The 17,445-nt window shown below is 66.2% G+C and carries 18 protein-coding genes; 17 read left to right on the top strand and 1 reads right to left on the bottom strand.

Annotation, left to right across the window (positions count from 1 at the left end):
- Positions 1 to 8 precede the first annotated feature (8 nt).
- Genes LL06_RS10755 through LL06_RS10775 form a run of 5 tightly spaced genes read left to right on the top strand, consistent with a single transcriptional unit; the run spans position 9 to position 4,516 of the window.
- Positions 9 to 1,277 (top strand): nitrous oxide reductase family maturation protein NosD, encoded by a 1,269-nt coding sequence (locus LL06_RS10755; RefSeq protein WP_035525945.1) that lies wholly within the window; start codon positions 9 to 11, stop codon positions 1,275 to 1,277.
- A complete protein-coding gene (locus LL06_RS10760) occupies positions 1,274 to 2,191 on the top strand; it encodes an ABC transporter ATP-binding protein (RefSeq protein ID WP_035525948.1) in 918 nt (305 codons plus the stop codon). The genes LL06_RS10755 and LL06_RS10760 overlap by 4 nt, the downstream gene beginning before the upstream one ends.
- The gene (locus LL06_RS10765) at positions 2,191 to 3,024 is read left to right on the top strand and encodes an ABC transporter permease subunit (protein ID WP_035525951.1); all 834 of its coding nucleotides are present in this window, start codon (positions 2,191 to 2,193) and stop codon (positions 3,022 to 3,024) included. Before LL06_RS10760 ends, LL06_RS10765 begins: the two co-directional genes overlap by 1 nt.
- Positions 3,021 to 3,572 (top strand): nitrous oxide reductase accessory protein NosL, encoded by a 552-nt coding sequence (locus LL06_RS10770; RefSeq protein ID WP_035525953.1) that lies wholly within the window; start codon positions 3,021 to 3,023, stop codon positions 3,570 to 3,572. Before LL06_RS10765 ends, LL06_RS10770 begins: the two co-directional genes overlap by 4 nt.
- Positions 3,569 to 4,516: an FAD:protein FMN transferase gene (locus LL06_RS10775; protein WP_035525955.1), complete on the top strand. Its 948-nt coding sequence runs from the start codon at positions 3,569 to 3,571 to the stop codon at positions 4,514 to 4,516. The genes LL06_RS10770 and LL06_RS10775 overlap by 4 nt, the downstream gene beginning before the upstream one ends.
- Before the next feature lie 24 nt (positions 4,517 to 4,540).
- On the opposite strand, the gene LL06_RS10780 is transcribed toward LL06_RS10775, so the two are convergent.
- Complete coding sequence (locus LL06_RS10780; protein WP_035525958.1) at positions 4,541 to 5,500, bottom strand: LysR family transcriptional regulator; 960 nt, start codon at positions 5,498 to 5,500, stop codon at positions 4,541 to 4,543.
- A gap of 110 nt (positions 5,501 to 5,610) precedes the next feature.
- Between LL06_RS10780 and LL06_RS10785 the strand changes: the two genes are divergently transcribed.
- From LL06_RS10785 to LL06_RS10840, 12 genes are all read left to right on the top strand, one after another.
- Positions 5,611 to 6,447 carry a dioxygenase gene (locus tag LL06_RS10785; protein ID WP_161784964.1) on the top strand — a complete coding sequence of 279 codons (837 nt, stop codon included), beginning with the start codon at positions 5,611 to 5,613 and terminating at the stop codon, positions 6,445 to 6,447.
- Positions 6,448 to 6,497: 50 nt separating this feature from the next.
- A complete protein-coding gene (locus LL06_RS10790) occupies positions 6,498 to 7,430 on the top strand; it encodes a VOC family protein (protein ID WP_244447097.1) in 933 nt (310 codons plus the stop codon).
- Positions 7,431 to 7,439: 9 nt separating this feature from the next.
- On the top strand, positions 7,440 to 8,084 hold the full coding sequence (locus LL06_RS10795) for a dienelactone hydrolase family protein (protein ID WP_081963886.1): 645 nt from the start codon (positions 7,440 to 7,442) through the stop codon (positions 8,082 to 8,084).
- Positions 8,081 to 9,148, top strand: coding sequence for a maleylacetate reductase (locus LL06_RS10800; RefSeq protein WP_035525966.1), 1,068 nt, complete (start codon positions 8,081 to 8,083; stop codon positions 9,146 to 9,148). The genes LL06_RS10795 and LL06_RS10800 overlap by 4 nt, the downstream gene beginning before the upstream one ends.
- 27 nt (positions 9,149 to 9,175) lie before the next feature.
- A complete protein-coding gene (locus tag LL06_RS10805; protein ID WP_035525969.1) occupies positions 9,176 to 10,456 on the top strand; it encodes an ABC transporter substrate-binding protein in 1,281 nt (426 codons plus the stop codon).
- Positions 10,457 to 10,541: 85 nt separating this feature from the next.
- Positions 10,542 to 11,132, top strand: coding sequence for an NAD(P)H-dependent oxidoreductase (locus LL06_RS10810; protein ID WP_035525970.1), 591 nt, complete (start codon positions 10,542 to 10,544; stop codon positions 11,130 to 11,132).
- A 6-nt stretch (positions 11,133 to 11,138) separates the two neighbouring features.
- On the top strand, positions 11,139 to 11,873 hold the full coding sequence (locus tag LL06_RS10815; RefSeq protein ID WP_035525973.1) for an ABC transporter ATP-binding protein: 735 nt from the start codon (positions 11,139 to 11,141) through the stop codon (positions 11,871 to 11,873).
- Complete coding sequence (locus LL06_RS10820) at positions 11,873 to 12,580, top strand: ABC transporter ATP-binding protein (protein ID WP_035525977.1); 708 nt, start codon at positions 11,873 to 11,875, stop codon at positions 12,578 to 12,580. The genes LL06_RS10815 and LL06_RS10820 overlap by 1 nt, the downstream gene beginning before the upstream one ends.
- On the top strand, positions 12,577 to 13,440 hold the full coding sequence (locus LL06_RS10825; protein WP_035525979.1) for a branched-chain amino acid ABC transporter permease: 864 nt from the start codon (positions 12,577 to 12,579) through the stop codon (positions 13,438 to 13,440). Before LL06_RS10820 ends, LL06_RS10825 begins: the two co-directional genes overlap by 4 nt.
- Positions 13,440 to 14,519 carry a branched-chain amino acid ABC transporter permease gene (locus LL06_RS10830; protein ID WP_035525982.1) on the top strand — a complete coding sequence of 360 codons (1,080 nt, stop codon included), beginning with the start codon at positions 13,440 to 13,442 and terminating at the stop codon, positions 14,517 to 14,519. The genes LL06_RS10825 and LL06_RS10830 overlap by 1 nt, the downstream gene beginning before the upstream one ends.
- Positions 14,520 to 14,521: 2 nt before the next feature.
- Entirely contained in the window at positions 14,522 to 16,315 is a 1,794-nt protein-coding gene (locus LL06_RS10835; RefSeq protein ID WP_052161419.1) for an FAD-dependent monooxygenase, read from the top strand.
- Positions 16,312 to 17,175, top strand: coding sequence for an intradiol ring-cleavage dioxygenase (locus LL06_RS10840; protein WP_035525985.1), 864 nt, complete (start codon positions 16,312 to 16,314; stop codon positions 17,173 to 17,175). The genes LL06_RS10835 and LL06_RS10840 overlap by 4 nt, the downstream gene beginning before the upstream one ends.
- Positions 17,176 to 17,445 lie beyond the last annotated feature (270 nt).

Genomic DNA, 17,445 nt, shown 5'->3' on the forward strand with positions numbered 1-17,445 from the left:
ATGCAGCCATGAACAGGACCGCCCGCATAGTTTCAGTGCTCCTGGGAACCACGCTTCTGGCGGGGTCGGCGCTGGCCGCCGACATCCGCGTCGAGCCGGGCCCGGATGCGCTGGTGCGGGCGGTCGAACTGGCCCGGCCGGGCGACCGGCTGATCCTCGCCGAAGGGGACTATCAGGGCGGCCTCGTGCTCACGCGGCCGATTGAACTCGACGGTGGCGGCAAGGCCCATGTGATCGGCCCGGGCACAGGCTCGGTCATCACCATCGATGCAAGCGACGTCGTCATCGACGGGGTGAAACTGACCGGCTCCGGGTCATCCCACGAGACGATCGACAGTGGCGTCCGGATGACCGTGAACGCCACCCGCGCCATCGTCCGCGACAGCCATATCGAAGGCAATCTCTACGGGGTGGACATCCATGGCGCCCGCGACGCGCTGGTGGAGAACAACACGATCATCGGCAGGGACGACCGGCTGATGAACCGTCGCGGCAATGGGGTCTATGTCTGGAACGCGCCCGGGGCCAGGGTGTCGGGCAACACAATGCGGCAGGGCAGGGACGGGATCTTCGTCAACACCAGCCAGGACAACAGCTTCACCGGCAACCGCTTCGAGAAGCTGCGCTTCGCCATCCACTACATGAACGCCGATGACGGCGAAGTGTCCGGCAACGTCTCGATCGGCAACCATCTCGGCTACGCCATCATGTTTTCCAAGCGCGTCACCCTGCGCGACAACATTTCTCTCGATGACCGCGATCACGGCATCATGCTCAACTACGCCAACAACGCCGTGATCGAAGGCAACGCCGTGGTCGGCGGCGGCGAAAAATGCCTGTTCGTCTACAACGCCAACAAGAACCTCATCAAAGGCAACCGCATCGAAGGTTGCGAGATCGGCATCCATTTCACCGGCGGCTCGGCCGACAACGAAATCTCCGGCAACGCCTTCGTCGGCAACCGCACGCAGATCAAATTCGTCAGCACAAGGGATCACGTCTGGTCCGGCAATTACTGGAGCGACCACGCTGCCTATGACGTCAACGGCGACGGCATCGCCGACCAGGCGTTCCGTCCCAACGACGCGATGGACCAGGTGCTGTGGACCCAGCCGTCGGCGAAGCTCCTGCTCGGCAGTCCGGCGATCCAGCTGGTGCGCTGGGCGCAAAGCGAGTTCCCGGCCTTGCTGCCCGGCGGCATCGTCGACGACCGGCCCCTGATGAAGCCGCATGAGCTGCCCGAAACGGCGCGCAACTGGAAGGCATCCCTGCAATGACCGCGATCGTCAAAGCCCAGACCGTGAGCATGAAATTCAAGTCCGTCGACGCGTTGACCGATGTCTCGCTTGAGGTCGCGCCCGGCGAAAAGGTGGCGCTGCTCGGCCACAATGGCGCCGGCAAGACCACGCTGTTCCGGATCATGCTCGGATTCATCCGGCCGACGGCAGGCTCGATCACCATCGCCGGCCATGCACCCGGCAGCGATGCGGCGCGCAAGATCGTGTCCTACCTGCCCGAGCAGGTGGCGTTTCCGAAGATGCTGACCGGCCGCGAGGTCGTCCGCTTCTATGCCAGGCTCAAGGGAGCGCCGCTTGACGATGTGCAGGCCGTGCTGGCGAAAGTTGATCTTGTGGATGCGGCAGACCGGCGCGTGGAGACCTATTCGAAGGGCATGCGCCAGCGCCTGGGGCTGGCGCAGGCGCTGGTCGGCAAGCCCGCCCTGTTGCTGCTCGATGAACCCACTTCGGGGCTCGACCCGCTCTCACGCCAGCATTTTTATGAACTGATCGCCGACGTCGCCCGCCAGGGCGGGTCGGTGCTGCTGTCCTCCCACGGGCTGAGCGAGCTGGAAGCCAGGACCGACCGGGTGGCGATCCTGCGCAAGGGCCGGCTTGTCGCCAATGCACCGCTGTCCGACCTGCAGCACCAGGCAAACCTGCCGATCCGGATCCGGGTGCGGGCCGCGCCCGGCGCGATCGAAAGCGTCCACGCGGAAATCGGCGGCGGACGCCTCAACTGCGCCTCCGTCGAGCTGTTCTGCGCCCCGGGAGACAAGATGCGCCTTCTGTCGAAGATCAGCGGGCTCGGCGCGCAGGTGGAGGATGTCGACGTCGCCGCGCCGACGCTCGACGAGGTCTACAGGCATTTTTCTAAGATCGGGGCCGACGAAGCCCGGCAGGGGAGAGAGTGATGGGTGGCGTTCTGACCATAGCCGCAACCGAAATCCGCATCGGGCTGCGCAACCGCTGGATCATCCTGTCGTCGCTCATCCTGCTGGCCTTTGCGCTCATCCTCGTGCTTCTCGGCAGCGCGCCGGGCGGCGAGGTCAAGACCGACGCGGTCACCGTGGTGGTCGCGAGTCTGGCGACGCTGTCGGTCTATCTGGTGCCGCTGATCGCGCTCCTGCTGTCGTTCGACGCCATTGCCGGGGAGATCGACCGCGGCACCCTGCAATTGGTCCTCGCAAGCCCGGTCTCGCGCGGCGCGGTGCTCTTGGGCAAGTTCCTGGGCCATGTCGCGGTGCTGGCGATTGCGGTGAGTTCCGGATACGGCATCGCCGGGCTTGTCGCCTTTTTCGCCCATGGCGGCGGCGATGCCGGCGCGCTGGTCGGGGTTGGGCGGCTGATCGCCACCTCCGTCATGCTGGGCGCCACCTTCATCGCCATCGGCTATATCGCCAGCGCCAGCGTGCGCCAGACCGGAACCGCGGCGGCGCTCGCCATCGCGATCTGGCTGTTTTCCGTGGTGCTCTATGATCTGGCGCTGCTGGGCGGGCTGCTCGCCAGCCAGGATGGCGTTTTCGCACGCGACATCTTCCCCTGGCTCTTGGTGCTCAATCCGGCGGATGCGTTCCGGCTCTACAACATGAGCGCCATCGACGCCGCCGCCGTAGGCAGCAATCTTGGCGGAGGCGCCGGATCTGCGCTGCCGCTCGCGGGGCTTGCCACGCTGCTGAGCCCGCTTGCCTGGGCCGTCATCGCGCTCGGGCTCTCAACCTTCATCCTCAAGAGGATCCGGCCATGAACAGGCTCATGAGACTGGCGGCGATCGCTGCCGTGGCGGTCACGATCTCGGCATGCAGCGAACAACAATCGGCGGTAGAGGCGCCGCAGCCCGTGGCCCTTTCGGAAGAGTCCGTCGGGCACTACTGCAACATGACAATCCTGGAACACACGGGGCCAAAGGCGCAGATTCACCTGGCCGGCAATCCGCATCCGATCTGGTTCAGCCAGGTGCGCGACGGCATCGCCTTCCTCCGTTCCCCCGAGGAGCAGCAAGACGCGGTCGTCACCTATGTCAACGACATGGGCAAGGCGAAGGACTGGGATTTTCCCGAGAACGACACCTGGATCGACGCCAGCGAGGCCTGGTTCGTGATCGGGTCGCGCAAGACCGGCGGCATGGGGACGCCGGAGGTCATTCCCTTCGGCAGCGAGACAACGGCATCGAGCTTCGCTGCCGACAATGGCGGCATGGTCGTCCGGCTGGACGGGGTCCCGGACGCCTATGTGCTGGGCCCCGTCGTCACGGATGCCGACATGCCCAATCCGGTTACGGGAGCGATCCGATGAGCCTGTCCCGCCGTCGCTTCATCTGCATCGCCGCGGTGAGCGCGCTGGGCGCGCATCGCACTATCGCGGCCGACACCATGGGCGCCCGCTGGCAGGGGATCGCGCTGGGCGCCCATGCCGACCTGCGCCTGGTCGGACTGCCCTCGCGCGAGGCCGAGCGGCTGCTCGGCGCGGCCCGTGGCGAAATCGAGCGGCTGGAACGGATCTTCAGCCTCTACCGCGACGACAGCGCGCTCACCCGCCTCAACGCCACGGGCGTTCTGGAGCAGCCCGGACCGGACTTGCTCGAACTGTGTTCGCTGGTTTCCGCCATCCATGCGGCAAGCGGAGGGATGTTCGATCCGAGCATCCAGCCGCTGTGGACGGCCTATGCGGACGCGAAGGGCGCTCCGGACCGGAAGGCGCTGGACTCCGCGCGCGCGGCGGTCGGATGGACCAGGGTCGAGATTTCCGCGGACCGGATCCGGCTTGCGCCGGGCGCTGCGCTGACGTTCAACGGCATTGCCCAGGGCTTCATCACCGACCGGGTGGTGGGTCTGCTCAAGTCCCAGGGCCTCGAGGCCGGGCTGGTGTCGGTGGGCGAGATCTCCGCCGTCGGCGTGTCGCCCACCGGAGAGGACTGGGCGGTGGGGCTGGCCGATCACGAAGATGGGCTCGCCGACTCCACCATCCATCTGCGCGACCGAGCGGTTGCCACCTCGAGCCCGCGCGGAACCCTGTTCGGGCCGGGCCCGGAGGGGCACATTCTCAACCCGGCGACCGGCAGGGCCGCGGCCCCCGCCTGGCGCAGGGTCAGCGTCATCCATCGCTCGGCCGCCCTGGCGGACGGATTGTCCACGGCGGCGGTCCTGCAGACGGAGTCGGAGCTGCGCGCGATGGCGCGCCGGTTTGCCGGGGTCGCGGTCCACGCGGTGGATCAGCAAGGCCAGAGGCTGGTTGTCTGATCGGCGTCGATCGAGAGCGCAGTTTCAGGGCGGGCTGTTGCCCCAGACCACGGCGTCCTCGTGGCGCTTGATCAACTGGCGCAGATCGTCGAAGCGGGTGGAGATGTGGCGCGCCAGTTTCTCCGCGGCGGGAATCCGCGGTCGTCCTTCCAAGCGCAAGATGCCGAGCGTCCGTGTCGGCTGCGGGATTTCCACCGGCAGCACCGTGACCTTGCGGTCCCTGCGGTGGGCGAAGACCACCGAATGCGGGAGCACAGTGAGCGCGTCGGTCTCCTCGAGATAATTGAACACGGACAGAAGCGAGCCGCCGGAATAGCGGATGCTGATCTCGGTCATGCCGATCGACAACAGGATGGCATGCAGGTCTGCCAGCAGCGGCGAACCGGGAAGCGGCGCGATCCAGGGGTAATCGATCAGGTCATTGGTGCTCAATCGCCGGCGGCTCAGGAGCGGATGGGTGACGCGGCAGGCGACGATGTTGCGGCCGGGGAGGATCGGCGTGAAGGTGAGCCCCTTTGCCGCGTCGACGAGACCGAGCGGACAGATGGCAAGATCAAGCTGGTTGGCGACGATGCCTGCGCCCAGTTCGGGAAGATTGCCGTAGGACTGGTCGACACGGATATCCGGTTCGCGGACCTGGAACTCGCCGATCATGCGGCTGATGAAGGCATCCATGAAGAACGGCACGCCGGCGATGCGGACGGTGCCGACGGAGCCGGCGCGGAAGCCGAGGATGGTTTCGGAGGCGCGGCGCGAGGCTTCGAGGATGACGCGGCCGTGTTCGGCCAGCTGCTGGCCGATGATGGTCGGCTCGAGCGGTCGCTTGCCGGGCTTGAACAGGGGCTCGCCGACGCGCTTTTCCAGCGTCGACAGGGTGCGCGACACCGCCGGCTGCGACAGGCCGAGCAGCAGGGCTGCTTCAGTGACGCTGCCGGTCTCCACGACCGCCGCCAGTTGGGTGAGATGCTTCTCGTCAAGCTTCATATCAAAATGGTATATTAATCGAGAAAGAAATAATAGCTGCGCTTCTTCCGTGACCTATACTCAGGTCGGAGGAGGAGTTTGGGATGGATGTACGGGCGACCGACATAACCATGAAAAGCGCGGCATTGGCGTTCGCCGAGCGGCTCCACGCGGCGCCCGACAAGCGCCTGGCCCGTTTCATGGGCGAACTCCTCACTGATTTTGCCGACCTAGCCGACCGCATGGATATGAGCCGCGACGAATTGCAGGCGGCGATCGGCTTTCTCACCGAGGTGGGCGAGGCCTGTTCCGAGCGCCGCCAGGAATGGGTGCTGCTGGCCGACGTGCTGGGCCTCACCAGCGCCTTCGAGCGACGCCACGCCAGGCTGCCCGATGAGGCCACGCCCAATACGCTGGCCGGTCCGTTCTACCGGCCGGGGGCGCCGCGCCGGGCCGACAAGGAAAGCATCTGCCTTGATGGCAAGGGCACGCCCCTGGTGTTTACCGCGCGGTTGCGGAGCAGTGACGGTGGGCCGGTTTCCGCCGCCCGCATCGAGGTCTGGCATGCCAATGGCGACGGCGTCTACGAGAACCAGGCGCCGGACATGCAGCCCGAGTTCAACCTGCGCGGCACCTACACCTCGGGACCGGACGGAACGGTGCGCATTTTCACCATCCGTCCCCGCGGCTACCGCATCCCCGACGACGGGCCGGTGGGACGTCTGCTGCGTCAGCTTGGGCTTCCGGCCACGCGGCCTGCCCATCTGCAGTTCCGGATCTCGGCTTCGGGTTACCGGACGCTGATCACCCACGTCTTCGACAGGAGCGACCCGGCGATTGCCGCCGACCCCCTGTTCGCCGTCGATCCCGCGCTTCTGGCGGATTTTACCGCGACCCCGGACGGCGGGGTGGCGTGCAGCTTCACGTTCATCCTGGCGCGGGATGAACACCATCGCAAACAGACATGAACCTTGGGAGAGAGACAGTGTCGCAAATCAGCGGATATCATCACCTGACCATGAGCACCGACGGTGCCCAGGAAGACTTCGACTTCTTCACCAAAGTGCTGGGGCTTTATTCGGTCAAGCGGACCGTGCTGTTCGATGGCACGATCCCGGTCTACCATCTCTACTACGGGGCGAAGAACGGCGATGAATCGACCATCATCACCACCTTCCCGTTCCGCAAGCCGGGCATCTACGGTCGCCGCGGCACCAACCAGTCGAAGGTGGTGCAGCAGTCGATCCCCGTCGGCGCCTCGGATTTCTGGATCGAACGGCTCGGCGCGCGCGGCATCGCGGCGCGCAAAACAAGCCGCTTCGGCATCGACCGGGTGGAGTTCACCCATCCCTGCGGCATCGAGCTGCAACTGGTGGAGAACCCGGCGGACAACCGCATCCCGATCGCCAATCCCGCGCAGGGCATTACCGCCGAGCACGGCATCAAGGGCATCTATGGCGGCGTCATCGCCGTCACCGACCGCAACGCCATGGACGACTTTCTGACCATCGCCCTGCCGCTCAAGAAGATGGCCGACGACGCCGACGGCATGGCCTACGAGGTGCCCAACGCCAACGGGCCGACCAGCGTCGTGGAAGTCACCGAGATCCGGGACCAGCCGCAGGGCACCTGGACGCTGTCGGGCGGCACGATCCACCATTTCGCGCTCAACACCGGCAACGAGGAAAACCAGTTGAAGCTCCGGGCGCATATCGAAGGCCTGGGTTTCACCGACATTTCCGAACAGAAGGACCGCAACTACTTCAAGTCCTGCTATGTGCGCTCGCCCGGCGGCGCCCTGTTCGAGATCGCCTGGACGGTACCCGAAGGCTGGGCCAAGGACGAGCCGGCGGATGCGATCGGCACCACGCTCGTCTTCCCGCCCTGGTTCGAGGACCGCCGCGAAGAGCTGATGGCCGGGCTGGAGCCCGCCAACTTCCAGAACGCCTGAGCCGGCGGGATGGCTGAGACGCTGACATCAGGAGCTTTGGCCGAGACCGCCCGCGCGGTCTGCGTCTTCCTGCACGGGCGCGGTCAGACCGCCGCGCAGATGCAGGAAGACGTGATCGCACGGCTTGACGCGCCCGATGTGCATTTCGTCCTGCCGCAGTCGCCGGGGTCTGCCTGGTACGACGCCAAGGCGGTGGATCCGATGACGGAGACCGCCGCCGTGCAGCTCGATGCGGCGCTGGCCCTCGTTCAGGCGGCCATTGCCTCGGCGGAGGAGGCTGTGCCCGGCCGGCCGCTGGTCATCGCCGGCTTCTCGCAAGGCGCCTGCCTTGCCACCGAGTATCTGCTGCGGGGAGGCAAGGCCGATGCGGCGGCGCTGTTGACCGGATGCCGGGTCGGCGCGCCGGACTCCGACCTGCCGGAAACGCCGCTGGGCTCGATCCCGGTCTATGTCTCCAACGGCGACGAGGATCCCTGGATCCCGCTCTGGGCATGGCGGAAGGCCGAGGACGCCCTGATCCGCCAGGGCGCGCGAGTGCGCTCCGAGGTTTTCCCCGGGCGCGGACATCTCGTCTCCGATGACGAAATCGATGCCTTCTCCGACCTGCTGCGTGCAGTCGCCGAGGGCAAGGACCTTCTGGAGTACCCCAAATGACATTGTCCACGGACGGCTTCATCTTCCCCGGCATCTCGACCCGCGTCGTCTTCGGCTCCGGGACGATTGCCCGCACAAGCGAAGAGGTGGAGCGTCTGGGCGGCAGCCAAGCCCTGGTGCTGTCGACGCAAAACCAGGCCGACGAGGCCCGGGCGCTCGCCGACCAACTCGGCGCGCTGTCGGCGGGAACCTTCAGCGAGGCCGCCATGCACACGCCGGTCGAGGTCACCGAAAGGGCGCTGGACGCGTTCCGGCAGAGCAAGGCTGATTGCGTGGTCTCGATCGGCGGTGGTTCCACCATCGGGCTCGGCAAGGCGATCGCCACCCGCACCGGCGTCGATCACATCGCCATTCCCACGACCTATGCCGGCTCGGAGATGACCGACATCCTCGGCGAGACCGAGAACGGGCGCAAGACCACCCGCCGCGACGCCTCGATCCGCCCGGAGACGGTCATCTACGACGTCGACCTGACGCTGACCCTTCCTGCCGACATGACCGTAACCTCGGCGCTCAACGCCATCGCCCATGGCGTCGAAGCGCTCTATGCGCCCGACGCCAATCCGGTGACGAGCATGATGGCGGTCGAGGCGATGCGGGCGTTCAAGGCCGGATTGCCGGTGCTCAGGGACGCGCCGCGCGACCCGGATGCGCGTTCGCTGGTGCTCTATGGTGCCTGGCTGTGCTCGACGGCCTTGGGTTATGTGGCGATGTCGCTGCACCACAAGCTCGCCCACACGATCGGCGGCAGCTTCAACACGCCGCATGCCGAGACCCATGCGATCCTGCTGCCGCACACGGCGAGCTTCAACGCAGCGGCGACCGATGCGCTCACGCCGATGGAGGAGATCTTCGGCGCCACGCCGGGCGCGGGGCTGTGGGACTTCGCCAAGGCTCAAGGCGCGCCGCTCGGGCTCGCCGATCTCTGCCTGAGCGAAGCCGATCTTGACACCGCGGCGGAGATCGCCGTGCAGAATTCCTATGCAAATCCGCGGCCCTTCACGCAGGACGACATCCGCGCCCTGCTGCAGGCCGCCTGGGAGGGGCGGAGGCCCGAACACTGAAACAATCGTTCACGGGAGGAGAAGCAGATGATTACACGCAGACGCATTATCAAGACAGCCGCCGCCGGGGGATTGATCGTCGCCGCGGGCGGGCTGGCGATGCCGGCCATCGCCCAGAACAAGAAGATCCGCATCGGCTATGTCAGTCCGCAGACCGGGCCGCTGGCAGGCTTCGCCGAAGCCGACGCCTTCACCATCGACATGTTCAACCGCTATGCGAAGGAACAGGGGATGGATGTCGAAGTCATCGTCAAGGACAGCCAGTCGAACCCCAACCGCGCCGCCGACGTGGCGCAGGAATTGATCATCGACAGCGAGATCAACCTGATGCTGGTGGCCTCTACGCCGGAGACCACCAACCCGGTTTCGACCGTGTGCGAAAGCGAAGGGGTGCCGACGATCTCGACCAAGGCGCCGTGGCAGCCCTGGTTCATCGGCCAGCAGGGAAATCCGGGCGATCCGGAAAGCTGGAAACCGTTCGACTTCACCTATCACTATTTCTGGGGTCTTGAAGACGTGATCGCCGTCTTCACCAACATGTGGAACCAGCTCGACACCAACAAGAAGGTGGGCGGGCTGTTCCCCAATGACGCCGACGGCAATGCCTGGGGCGATCCGAATGTCGGCGTGGCGCCGGGCTTCAAGGCCGCAGGCTACGAGACGGTCGATCCGGGCCGGTTCCAGAACCTCACCGATGATTTCACCGCGCAGATCAACGCCTTCAAGCAGGCCAATGTCGATATCGTCACCGGCGTGGTGATCCCGCCGGATTTCACCACCTTCCGCAACCAGGCGAGCCAGCAGGGCTTCTCGCCCAAGGCGATCACCGTCGCCAAGGCGATCCTGTTCCCGCAATCGGTGGAGACGCTGGGGGCTGCGGGCCACAATCTGTCGTCCGAGGTCTGGTGGTCGGCCAACCATCCGTTCAAGTCCTCGCTCACCGGCCAGAGCTGCGCGGAACTGGCGGCCGCCTTCACCGAGGCGACCGGACGGCCCTGGACCCAGCCGATCGGCTTTGTCCATTCGCTGTTCGAGATGGCGGCCGACGTGATCAAGCGCGCCGATGACCCGACGGACGCGGAAGGCGTGGCCGCGACGATCGCCAAGAGCGATCTCAACACCATCGTCGGCCGTGTCGCCTGGAACGGCGAGGGCGTTCCGCCGTTCGCGGCCAAGAATGTCTGCAAGACGCCTTTGGTCGGCGGCCAGTGGCGCCGCAAGGAGGACGGAACCTTCGACCTCGTGGTTGTCGACAACCAGACCGCGCCCAACATACCGACGCAGGGCACGATGGAAGCCCTGACCTGACGATCAACCGTGCCGCCCCGCGCCGCGGAGCGGCACATTTCCCGTGCGCGGCATCTGCCCGCGTTCCGGCACAAAGGAGACAGAGATGGCATCCCCCAAGATACTCGTTGCGTTCTACAGCACCTACGGCACCAACCAGGGCGTGGCCGAAGCCGCGCAAGCGGCGGCGAAGGCGGCCGGCGCCGAAGTCCGGCTCCGCAAATTCGCGGAAACCGCGCCGAAATCCGTCGTCGAAGGCCAGGATGCCTGGAAGGCCCAGGTGGAGCGCGCGGCCTCGATCGACGAAATCAGCCACGACGACATGCTCTGGGCCGACGGCTATTTCTTCTGCGTGCCGACCCGCTACGGCTCGGCGCCGAGCCAGGTCCGGGCCTTCATCGACACGCTCGGCCCGCTCTGGATGGAAGGCAAGCTCGCCAACAAGACCTTTACCGCCACCACCAGCGCTCAGAACGCGCATGGCGGCCAGGAAACCACGCTGATCAGCGTCTACATCACGGCGATGCACTGGGGCGCGATCATCGTGGCGCCCGGATACACCGACCCGAGCATCTTCGAAACCGGCGGCAATCCATACGGCTTCTCCATGCAGCCGGGCGCAATTGACGACAAGGGCAAGGCCTCGGTGTCGCATCAGGCCAAGCGGCTGGTCGAGATGACCGCGAAGCTGGTCTGATAGCCCATGACCATTCCGGCGGAACCGATCCTGAAACTTGAGGGCGTGTCGAAGCGGTTCGGCGCGCTCACGGTGACGGACGACGTGACGTTTTCGGTTCCGCCGGGGGAGGCGCTGGGGATCATCGGCCCGAACGGCGCCGGCAAGTCGACGCTGTTCAACCTGATCACCGGCAATCTGCGCGCCGACAGCGGGTCGATCCTCTTCATGGGCGAGGATGTCACTCGCGTGCCGCCTATGCAGCGCTGTATCGCCGGCGTCGGACGCTCGTTCCAGATCCCGCAGCCCTTCGACAAGTTGACCGTTTTCGAGAACCTGCTGGTGGCGGCGACCCACGGCCGGCCCTGCAGCGAGCGCGAGGCGGAACAGGATTGCGCTGCGATCCTCGAGCGCACCGAGCTGATCGGCTCGGCCAATGTGCTGGCCGGCCGTCTGTCGCTGTTGCAGCGCAAGCGGCTGGAGCTCGCCCGCGCGATGGCAACGGGTCCCAAGCTGCTGCTGCTCGACGAGATCGCCGGCGGCCTGACCGAGGGCGAGTGCATTGCCCTTGTCGACACCATCCGCTCGCTGCACCGCGAAGGCGTGACCATCATCTGGATCGAGCACGTGCTGCACGCGCTCAACCGCGTGGTCGAGCGGCTGCTGGTGCTCGATTTCGGCAAGATCATCGGCCTGGGCGAACCCGAGGCGATCATGGCCTCGAGCGAAGTGCGGGAAATCTATCTGGGGATCGAGGTTTGATGGCGCTGGTCGAAACCCGTGGACTGACCGCCCATTACGGCGACTTCCAGGCCCTGTTCGGGGTCGACCTCGCGCTTGAGGAGGGCGAATGCGTCGCCATCATCGGCGCCAACGGGGCGGGCAAATCCTCGCTGCTGCGCTCGCTGTCGGGCGTGCTCAGGCAGAAACCGGACATGATCATGTTCGAGGGCCAGCCGATCGGGGCGCTCGAAGCGGACGACATCGTCGCGCTCGGCATCTCGATGGTGCCCGAAGGCCGCCGCCTGTTTCCCTCGCTCAGCGTCGAGGAGAACCTGAGGATCGGCGCCTACCGCAGACGCGGCACCGGCGCCTGGGACCTCGACGCGGTCTATGCGATGTTTCCGATGCTCAAGGAGCGGCGCACCGCGCCGGGCAACGCGCTGTCGGGCGGCCAGCAGCAGATGGTTGCCATCGGCCGGGCGCTGATGAGCAATCCGCGGGTCCTGCTCTGCGACGAACTTTCGCTGGGCCTCGCGCCGGTCATCATCCGCGACATCTATGCGGCGCTGCCGCGGATCCGGGAAGCCGGGTCCTCCGTCATCATCGTCGAGCAGGACATCGGCCAGGCGCTCAAGGTAGCCGACCGGGTCTATTGCATGATGGAGGGCAAGGTAACGCTCGAGGGCACTCCGGCGGAATTGACCCGCGAAGCCATCCACAAGGCCTATTTCGGGGTGGCCGCATGATCTGGATGGACACGATCGTGCAGGGGGTGCTGCTCGGAGGACTTTACGCGCTGTTCGCGGCGGGCCTGTCGCTGGTGTTCGGCATCATGCGGCTCGTCAATCTCGCCCATGGCGACCTGATCGTGCTGGCCGCCTATCTGCTGCTCGTCATCGTCTCGATGCTCGGGCTGCATCCCTTCGTGGCGGCGTTGGTCGCCATGCCGGTGATGTTCGGCGTGGGCTACGGCCTGCAGAAGTTTGTGCTCAACCGGGTGCTCGGCCCCGACATCCTGCCGCCGCTGCTGGTCACCTTCGGCCTTTCCGTGGTGATCCAGAACGTGCTGCAGGAGGGCTTTTCCGCCGACAGCCGCCGCATCCCCGCCGGCTCGCTCGAAACCGCGTCGCTGCCGCTCGGCCCGGTCACGGTCGGGCTGATGCCGCTTCTGACCCTGGTCTCGGCGATCGGGGTGATCCTGGCGCTGCAATGGCTGTTCTACCGCACCTCGCTCGGCCGCGCCTTCCGCGCCACGTCCGACGATCCGGTGACGGCGAGCCTGATGGGCATCAAGCCGCAGCGGGTCTTCGCCCAGGCCACCGGCATCGCCATGGTCGTCGTCACCATTGCGGCACTCTATCTGGGCACACGCTCCAATTTCGATCCGACCATCGGCCCGGCCCGGCTGATCTACGCCTTCGAGGCCGTGATCATCGGCGGACTCGGCTCGCTGTGGGGAACGCTCGCGGGCGGGATCATCATCGGCGTGGCGCAGACGCTGGGCGCCGCTGTCAACCCCGAATGGCAGATCCTGGCCGGGCATCTGGCCTTCCTGCTTGTGCTTCTGGTCCGTCCGCGCGGCCTGTTTCCGAGGGCGACCGACTGATGCGCGCGAACCCCTACATCGTTTCGACCCGGACACGGACCTCCACTTTCGCGGCCATCGCCGCGGCCTGCCTGGTGGTGGTGGCGATCCTGCTGCCGGCCTTCGCCGATCGCGGGCTGATCCAGGACCTGTTCTTCATCTTCACCATGCTGGTGCTGGCCCAGTTCTGGAACCTGCTCGCGGGCTATGGCGGGCTTGTGAGCGTCGGCCAGCAGGCCTTTGTCGGCTTCGGCGCCTACATGCTGTTCGGCGCGGTCATCCTGTGGGGGCTGAACCCGATCGCCGCACTTTTCCTGTCAGGTGTCGGCGCGCTGCTGCTCGCCATCCCCACGGCCTTTTTTGCCTTCCGCCTTCAGGGCGCCTATTTCGCCATCGGCACCTGGGTGGTGGCCGAGGTGGCGCGGCTGGTCGTGGCGCAGTGGCGCGCCGTCGGCGGCGGCACGGGCACCTCGCTGCCGCGCGACGCGCGCGAGGCGATGTGGGGCGCGGAATGGATCGAGACCGTCTTCGACGTGCGCGATTCGGCGGCGCGCGACATTCTCGCCTACTGGTTGGCGCTGGCGCTGCTGGTGGCGACGATCGGCGGCATCTACTGGTTGCTTCGCACCAAGCGCGGCCTGGCGCTCGCCGCCGTGCGTGACAACATGGAGGCGGCCAAATCGGTGGGCGTCGATGCGGCGCGGATGAAGTGGATGGTGTTCCTGATCGCCGCCTTCGGCACCGGGCTCGCCGGCGGGCTGATCTTCCTGCAGAACGGGCGGATCAGCCCGGACAGCGCCTTTTCCGTGATCGACTGGACCGCCTTCGTGATCTTCATCGTGGTGATCGGCGGCATCGGCACCATCGAGGGCCCGATCCTCGGCGTGCTTGTCTTCTTCGCGCTGCAAACCCTGTTTGCCGATTACGGGTCCTGGTACCTCATCGCGCTCGGCGGGATGGGCATCGTCATCATGCTGTTTGCGCCGCGCGGGCTGTGGGGCCTGATCAGCGACAAGAGCGGCATTCAGTTGTTTCCGATCCGGCGCCGCCTTTCGGGCGGCAAAACCGACGGCCGGTCCAGTTCATCAGGGGAGGAATAATCATGGCGGATATCACCACGGACGTACTCATCATCGGCACCGGGCCGGCGGGCTCGGCCACCGCGGCGCTCTTGTCGTCCTATGGCATCGAGAACATGGTGGTCAATCGCTACCGCTGGCTCGCTAACACGCCGCGGGCGCACATCACCAACCAGCGCACCATGGAGGTGCTGCGCGATCTCGGACCCGAGGTCGAGGCGGAAGCCTACATGCACTGCACCGAGCAGGACCTGATGGGTGAGAATGTGTTCTGCGAGAGCCTGGCGGGCGAGGAGATCGGCCGGATGAAGAGCTGGGGCAGCCATCCGCTGTCGCGGGCCGAGCATCACCTGTCCTCGCCGACCATGATGAACGACCTGCCACAGACGCTGATGGAGCCGTTGTTGTTCAAGACCGCCTGTTCGCGCGGCACCCAGGCGCGGATGTCGACCGAATACAAGTCCCACGTCCAGGACGCAGACGGCGTGACGACGACCTGCCGCGACCGCCTGACCGGCAAGGACATCACCATCCGCTCGAAATACCTGATCGGCGCCGACGGCGGCAATTCCAAGGTCGCCGAGGACCTGGGCCTGCCGTTCGAGGGCAAGATGGGTGTCGGCGGCTCGATGAACATCCTGTTCCGCGCCGATCTCTCCAAATATGTCGCCCACCGCCCGTCGGTGCTCTACTGGGTGATGCAGCCCGGCGCCGATGTCGGCGGCATCGGCATGGGTCTAGTCCGCATGGTCAGGCCCTGGACCGAATGGCTGATCGTCTGGGGTTACGACATCAACCAGCCCGCGCCGGAAGTCACGCCCGAGATCGCCACCGGCGTGGCGCGCCAGCTCGTCGGCGACCCGGATCTCGAGATCGAGCTGCTGTCGGCCAACACCTGGACCGTCAACAATATGTTTGCCACCCACATGCAGAAGGACCGTGTCTTCATCATGGGCGACGCCGCCCACCGGCATCCGCCGTCCAACGGGCTCGGCTCCAACACCTCGATCCAGGACGGCTTCAACCTCGCCTGGAAGCTAGCAGCCGTCCTGCGCGGCGAGGCGGGCCCGGCGCTGCTCGACACCTATTCGCAGGAGCGTGCGCCGGTCGCCAGGCAGATCGTCACCCGCGCCAACCAGTCGATCGCCGAATTCGGCCCGATCTTCGAGGCGCTCGGCATGGATGGCGGCACCGACATCGAGAAGATCCAGGCCTCGATGGACGCGCGCTGCGACGCGACCGCCGCGGCTGAGAAACAACGCGAAGCGCTGCGCAAGGCGTTCGCGTTCAAGAAGTACGAATTCGATGCCCATGGCGTGGAGATGAACCAGCGTTACGCGTCCGCGGCTGCGGTGACGGACGGCCAGCCGGAGCCGGCGTTTTCCAGGGACAAGGAACTGCACTATCAACCGACCACATGGCCGGGCGCGCGCCTGCCGCATGCCTGGGTCTATGACCAGGCCGGCAAGCGGCACTCCACGCTCGATCTGACCGGCAAGGGACGGTTCACGATCCTGACCGGGATCTCCGGCGAGGCGTGGACGGACGCCGCCGAGACCGTCGGCAAGGCGCTCGGCCTCACCATCGTGGTGCATGTGATCGGCCCGCGCCGGACATGGGTCGATCATCACGGCGACTGGGCGACCGCGCGGGAAACCGCCGAAAGCGGCTGCGTGCTGGTGCGTCCCGACCACCATGTGGCCTGGCGCGCCATGACCCTGCCGGACGATCCGGCCGGCGAGTTGATGCGCGCCCTGCGCTCGGTCCTCGGACGGGAGCCGGGCGGCGTCCCACAGACACAGGAGGAAGTGGCATGAGCACGGCAAAGGGGATCGACTATTTCACCGAGGCCGCTTCCGTCGAAAGCGTCAACGCCCGCATGAGCGAGGACGCTGATCCGCGCCTGCGCCAGGTGATGGGATCGCTCGTCAAGCACCTGCATGCTTTCGCCAAGGATGTCGAGCTGACCCAGGCGGAATGGGCGACGGCTATCGGCTTCCTCACCCGCACCGGGCAGATGTGCGACGGCAACCGCAAGGAATTCATCCTGCTGTCGGATGTGCTGGGCCTGTCGATGCTGGTGGACGCGATCAACAACCGCAGGCCCTCGGGGGCGACCGAGAACACCGTTCTGGGCCCGTTCCACGTGGAGGGCGCGCCGGTGCGGGCGATGGGCGAGATGATCTCGCTCGACGGCAAGGGCGAGAGCTGCCTGTTCGAAGGCCGGGTGCTCGACCTCGACGGCAAGCCCGTGAAGGGCGCGAAACTCGATGTCTGGTGCGACAATGCAGACGGTTATTATGACGTCCAGCAGCCCGACATCCAGCCGAAATGGAACAATCGAGGCATCTTCGTCACCGGCGAGGACGGCGCTTATGCGTTTCGCGGGATCCGGCCTGTGTCCTATCCGATCCCCGACGACGGTCCGGTCGGGCAAATGCTGGCAGCGCTGGGGCGCCATCCGAACCGGCCGGGGCACATGCATTTCATCGTCGCTGCCGAGGGCTACGAGACGGTCGTGACCCACACCTTCGTGGCCGACGACCCCTGGCTCACATCGGACGCAGTGTTCGGCGTCAAGGCGTCGTTGCTGACCGAGTTCGTGGCCGGGGAAGCGGGCGACACGATGTGGAAATCCCGTTTCGACTTCGTGTTGAACAGGGCCGACCCGGCCTGAGTCGCGCCTTTTCTCGCCCCGCGACACGCGTCGTCACGGGGCGATGATCCCGCGGGCGCGGCGGATGCCGGCATGATCGCGCTCTTGTGCCGCGTCGTCGCCAAGCCCCCCGGCGCTGGCGTGGCGGCGGCGGCGATTTGCTTCCAGTCTTCCGGACTCCTCGATCAGGCCGGCCGAGCCCGGTTTGGTGGCGACGGATGCCGGGAACTTGGCTAAGGACGACGCGACGGAGGAAAAGACCGTGTACGAAGCCGTGCATTGGTGCAATCT

The organism is Hoeflea sp. BAL378, from assembly GCF_000759435.1.
In the GTDB taxonomy this organism is placed as follows: domain Bacteria; phylum Pseudomonadota; class Alphaproteobacteria; order Rhizobiales; family Rhizobiaceae; genus Hoeflea.

What these genes read in the sequence shown, in the direction of transcription:
- LL06_RS10840 (WP_035525985.1), top strand. Translation starts at nt 16,312, where the DNA reads ATGAGCACGGCAAAGGGGATCGACTATTTCACCGAGGCCGCTTCCGTC.
- LL06_RS10800 (WP_035525966.1), top strand. Translation starts at nt 8,081, where the DNA reads ATGACATTGTCCACGGACGGCTTCATCTTCCCCGGCATCTCGACCCGC.
- LL06_RS10755 (WP_035525945.1), top strand. Translation starts at nt 9, where the DNA reads ATGAACAGGACCGCCCGCATAGTTTCAGTGCTCCTGGGAACCACGCTT.
- LL06_RS10785 (WP_161784964.1), top strand. Translation starts at nt 5,611, where the DNA reads ATGAAAAGCGCGGCATTGGCGTTCGCCGAGCGGCTCCACGCGGCGCCC.
- LL06_RS10775 (WP_035525955.1), top strand. Translation starts at nt 3,569, where the DNA reads ATGAGCCTGTCCCGCCGTCGCTTCATCTGCATCGCCGCGGTGAGCGCG.
- LL06_RS10780 (WP_035525958.1), bottom strand. Translation starts at nt 5,500, where the DNA reads ATGAAGCTTGACGAGAAGCATCTCACCCAACTGGCGGCGGTCGTGGAG.
- LL06_RS10805 (WP_035525969.1), top strand. Translation starts at nt 9,176, where the DNA reads ATGATTACACGCAGACGCATTATCAAGACAGCCGCCGCCGGGGGATTG.
- LL06_RS10825 (WP_035525979.1), top strand. Translation starts at nt 12,577, where the DNA reads ATGATCTGGATGGACACGATCGTGCAGGGGGTGCTGCTCGGAGGACTT.
- LL06_RS10820 (WP_035525977.1), top strand. Translation starts at nt 11,873, where the DNA reads ATGGCGCTGGTCGAAACCCGTGGACTGACCGCCCATTACGGCGACTTC.
- LL06_RS10790 (WP_244447097.1), top strand. Translation starts at nt 6,498, where the DNA reads ATGAGCACCGACGGTGCCCAGGAAGACTTCGACTTCTTCACCAAAGTG.
- LL06_RS10770 (WP_035525953.1), top strand. Translation starts at nt 3,021, where the DNA reads ATGAACAGGCTCATGAGACTGGCGGCGATCGCTGCCGTGGCGGTCACG.
- LL06_RS10765 (WP_035525951.1), top strand. Translation starts at nt 2,191, where the DNA reads ATGGGTGGCGTTCTGACCATAGCCGCAACCGAAATCCGCATCGGGCTG.
- LL06_RS10760 (WP_035525948.1), top strand. Translation starts at nt 1,274, where the DNA reads ATGACCGCGATCGTCAAAGCCCAGACCGTGAGCATGAAATTCAAGTCC.
- LL06_RS10795 (WP_081963886.1), top strand. Translation starts at nt 7,440, where the DNA reads ATGGCTGAGACGCTGACATCAGGAGCTTTGGCCGAGACCGCCCGCGCG.
- LL06_RS10815 (WP_035525973.1), top strand. Translation starts at nt 11,139, where the DNA reads ATGACCATTCCGGCGGAACCGATCCTGAAACTTGAGGGCGTGTCGAAG.
- LL06_RS10830 (WP_035525982.1), top strand. Translation starts at nt 13,440, where the DNA reads ATGCGCGCGAACCCCTACATCGTTTCGACCCGGACACGGACCTCCACT.
- LL06_RS10810 (WP_035525970.1), top strand. Translation starts at nt 10,542, where the DNA reads ATGGCATCCCCCAAGATACTCGTTGCGTTCTACAGCACCTACGGCACC.
- LL06_RS10835 (WP_052161419.1), top strand. Translation starts at nt 14,522, where the DNA reads ATGGCGGATATCACCACGGACGTACTCATCATCGGCACCGGGCCGGCG.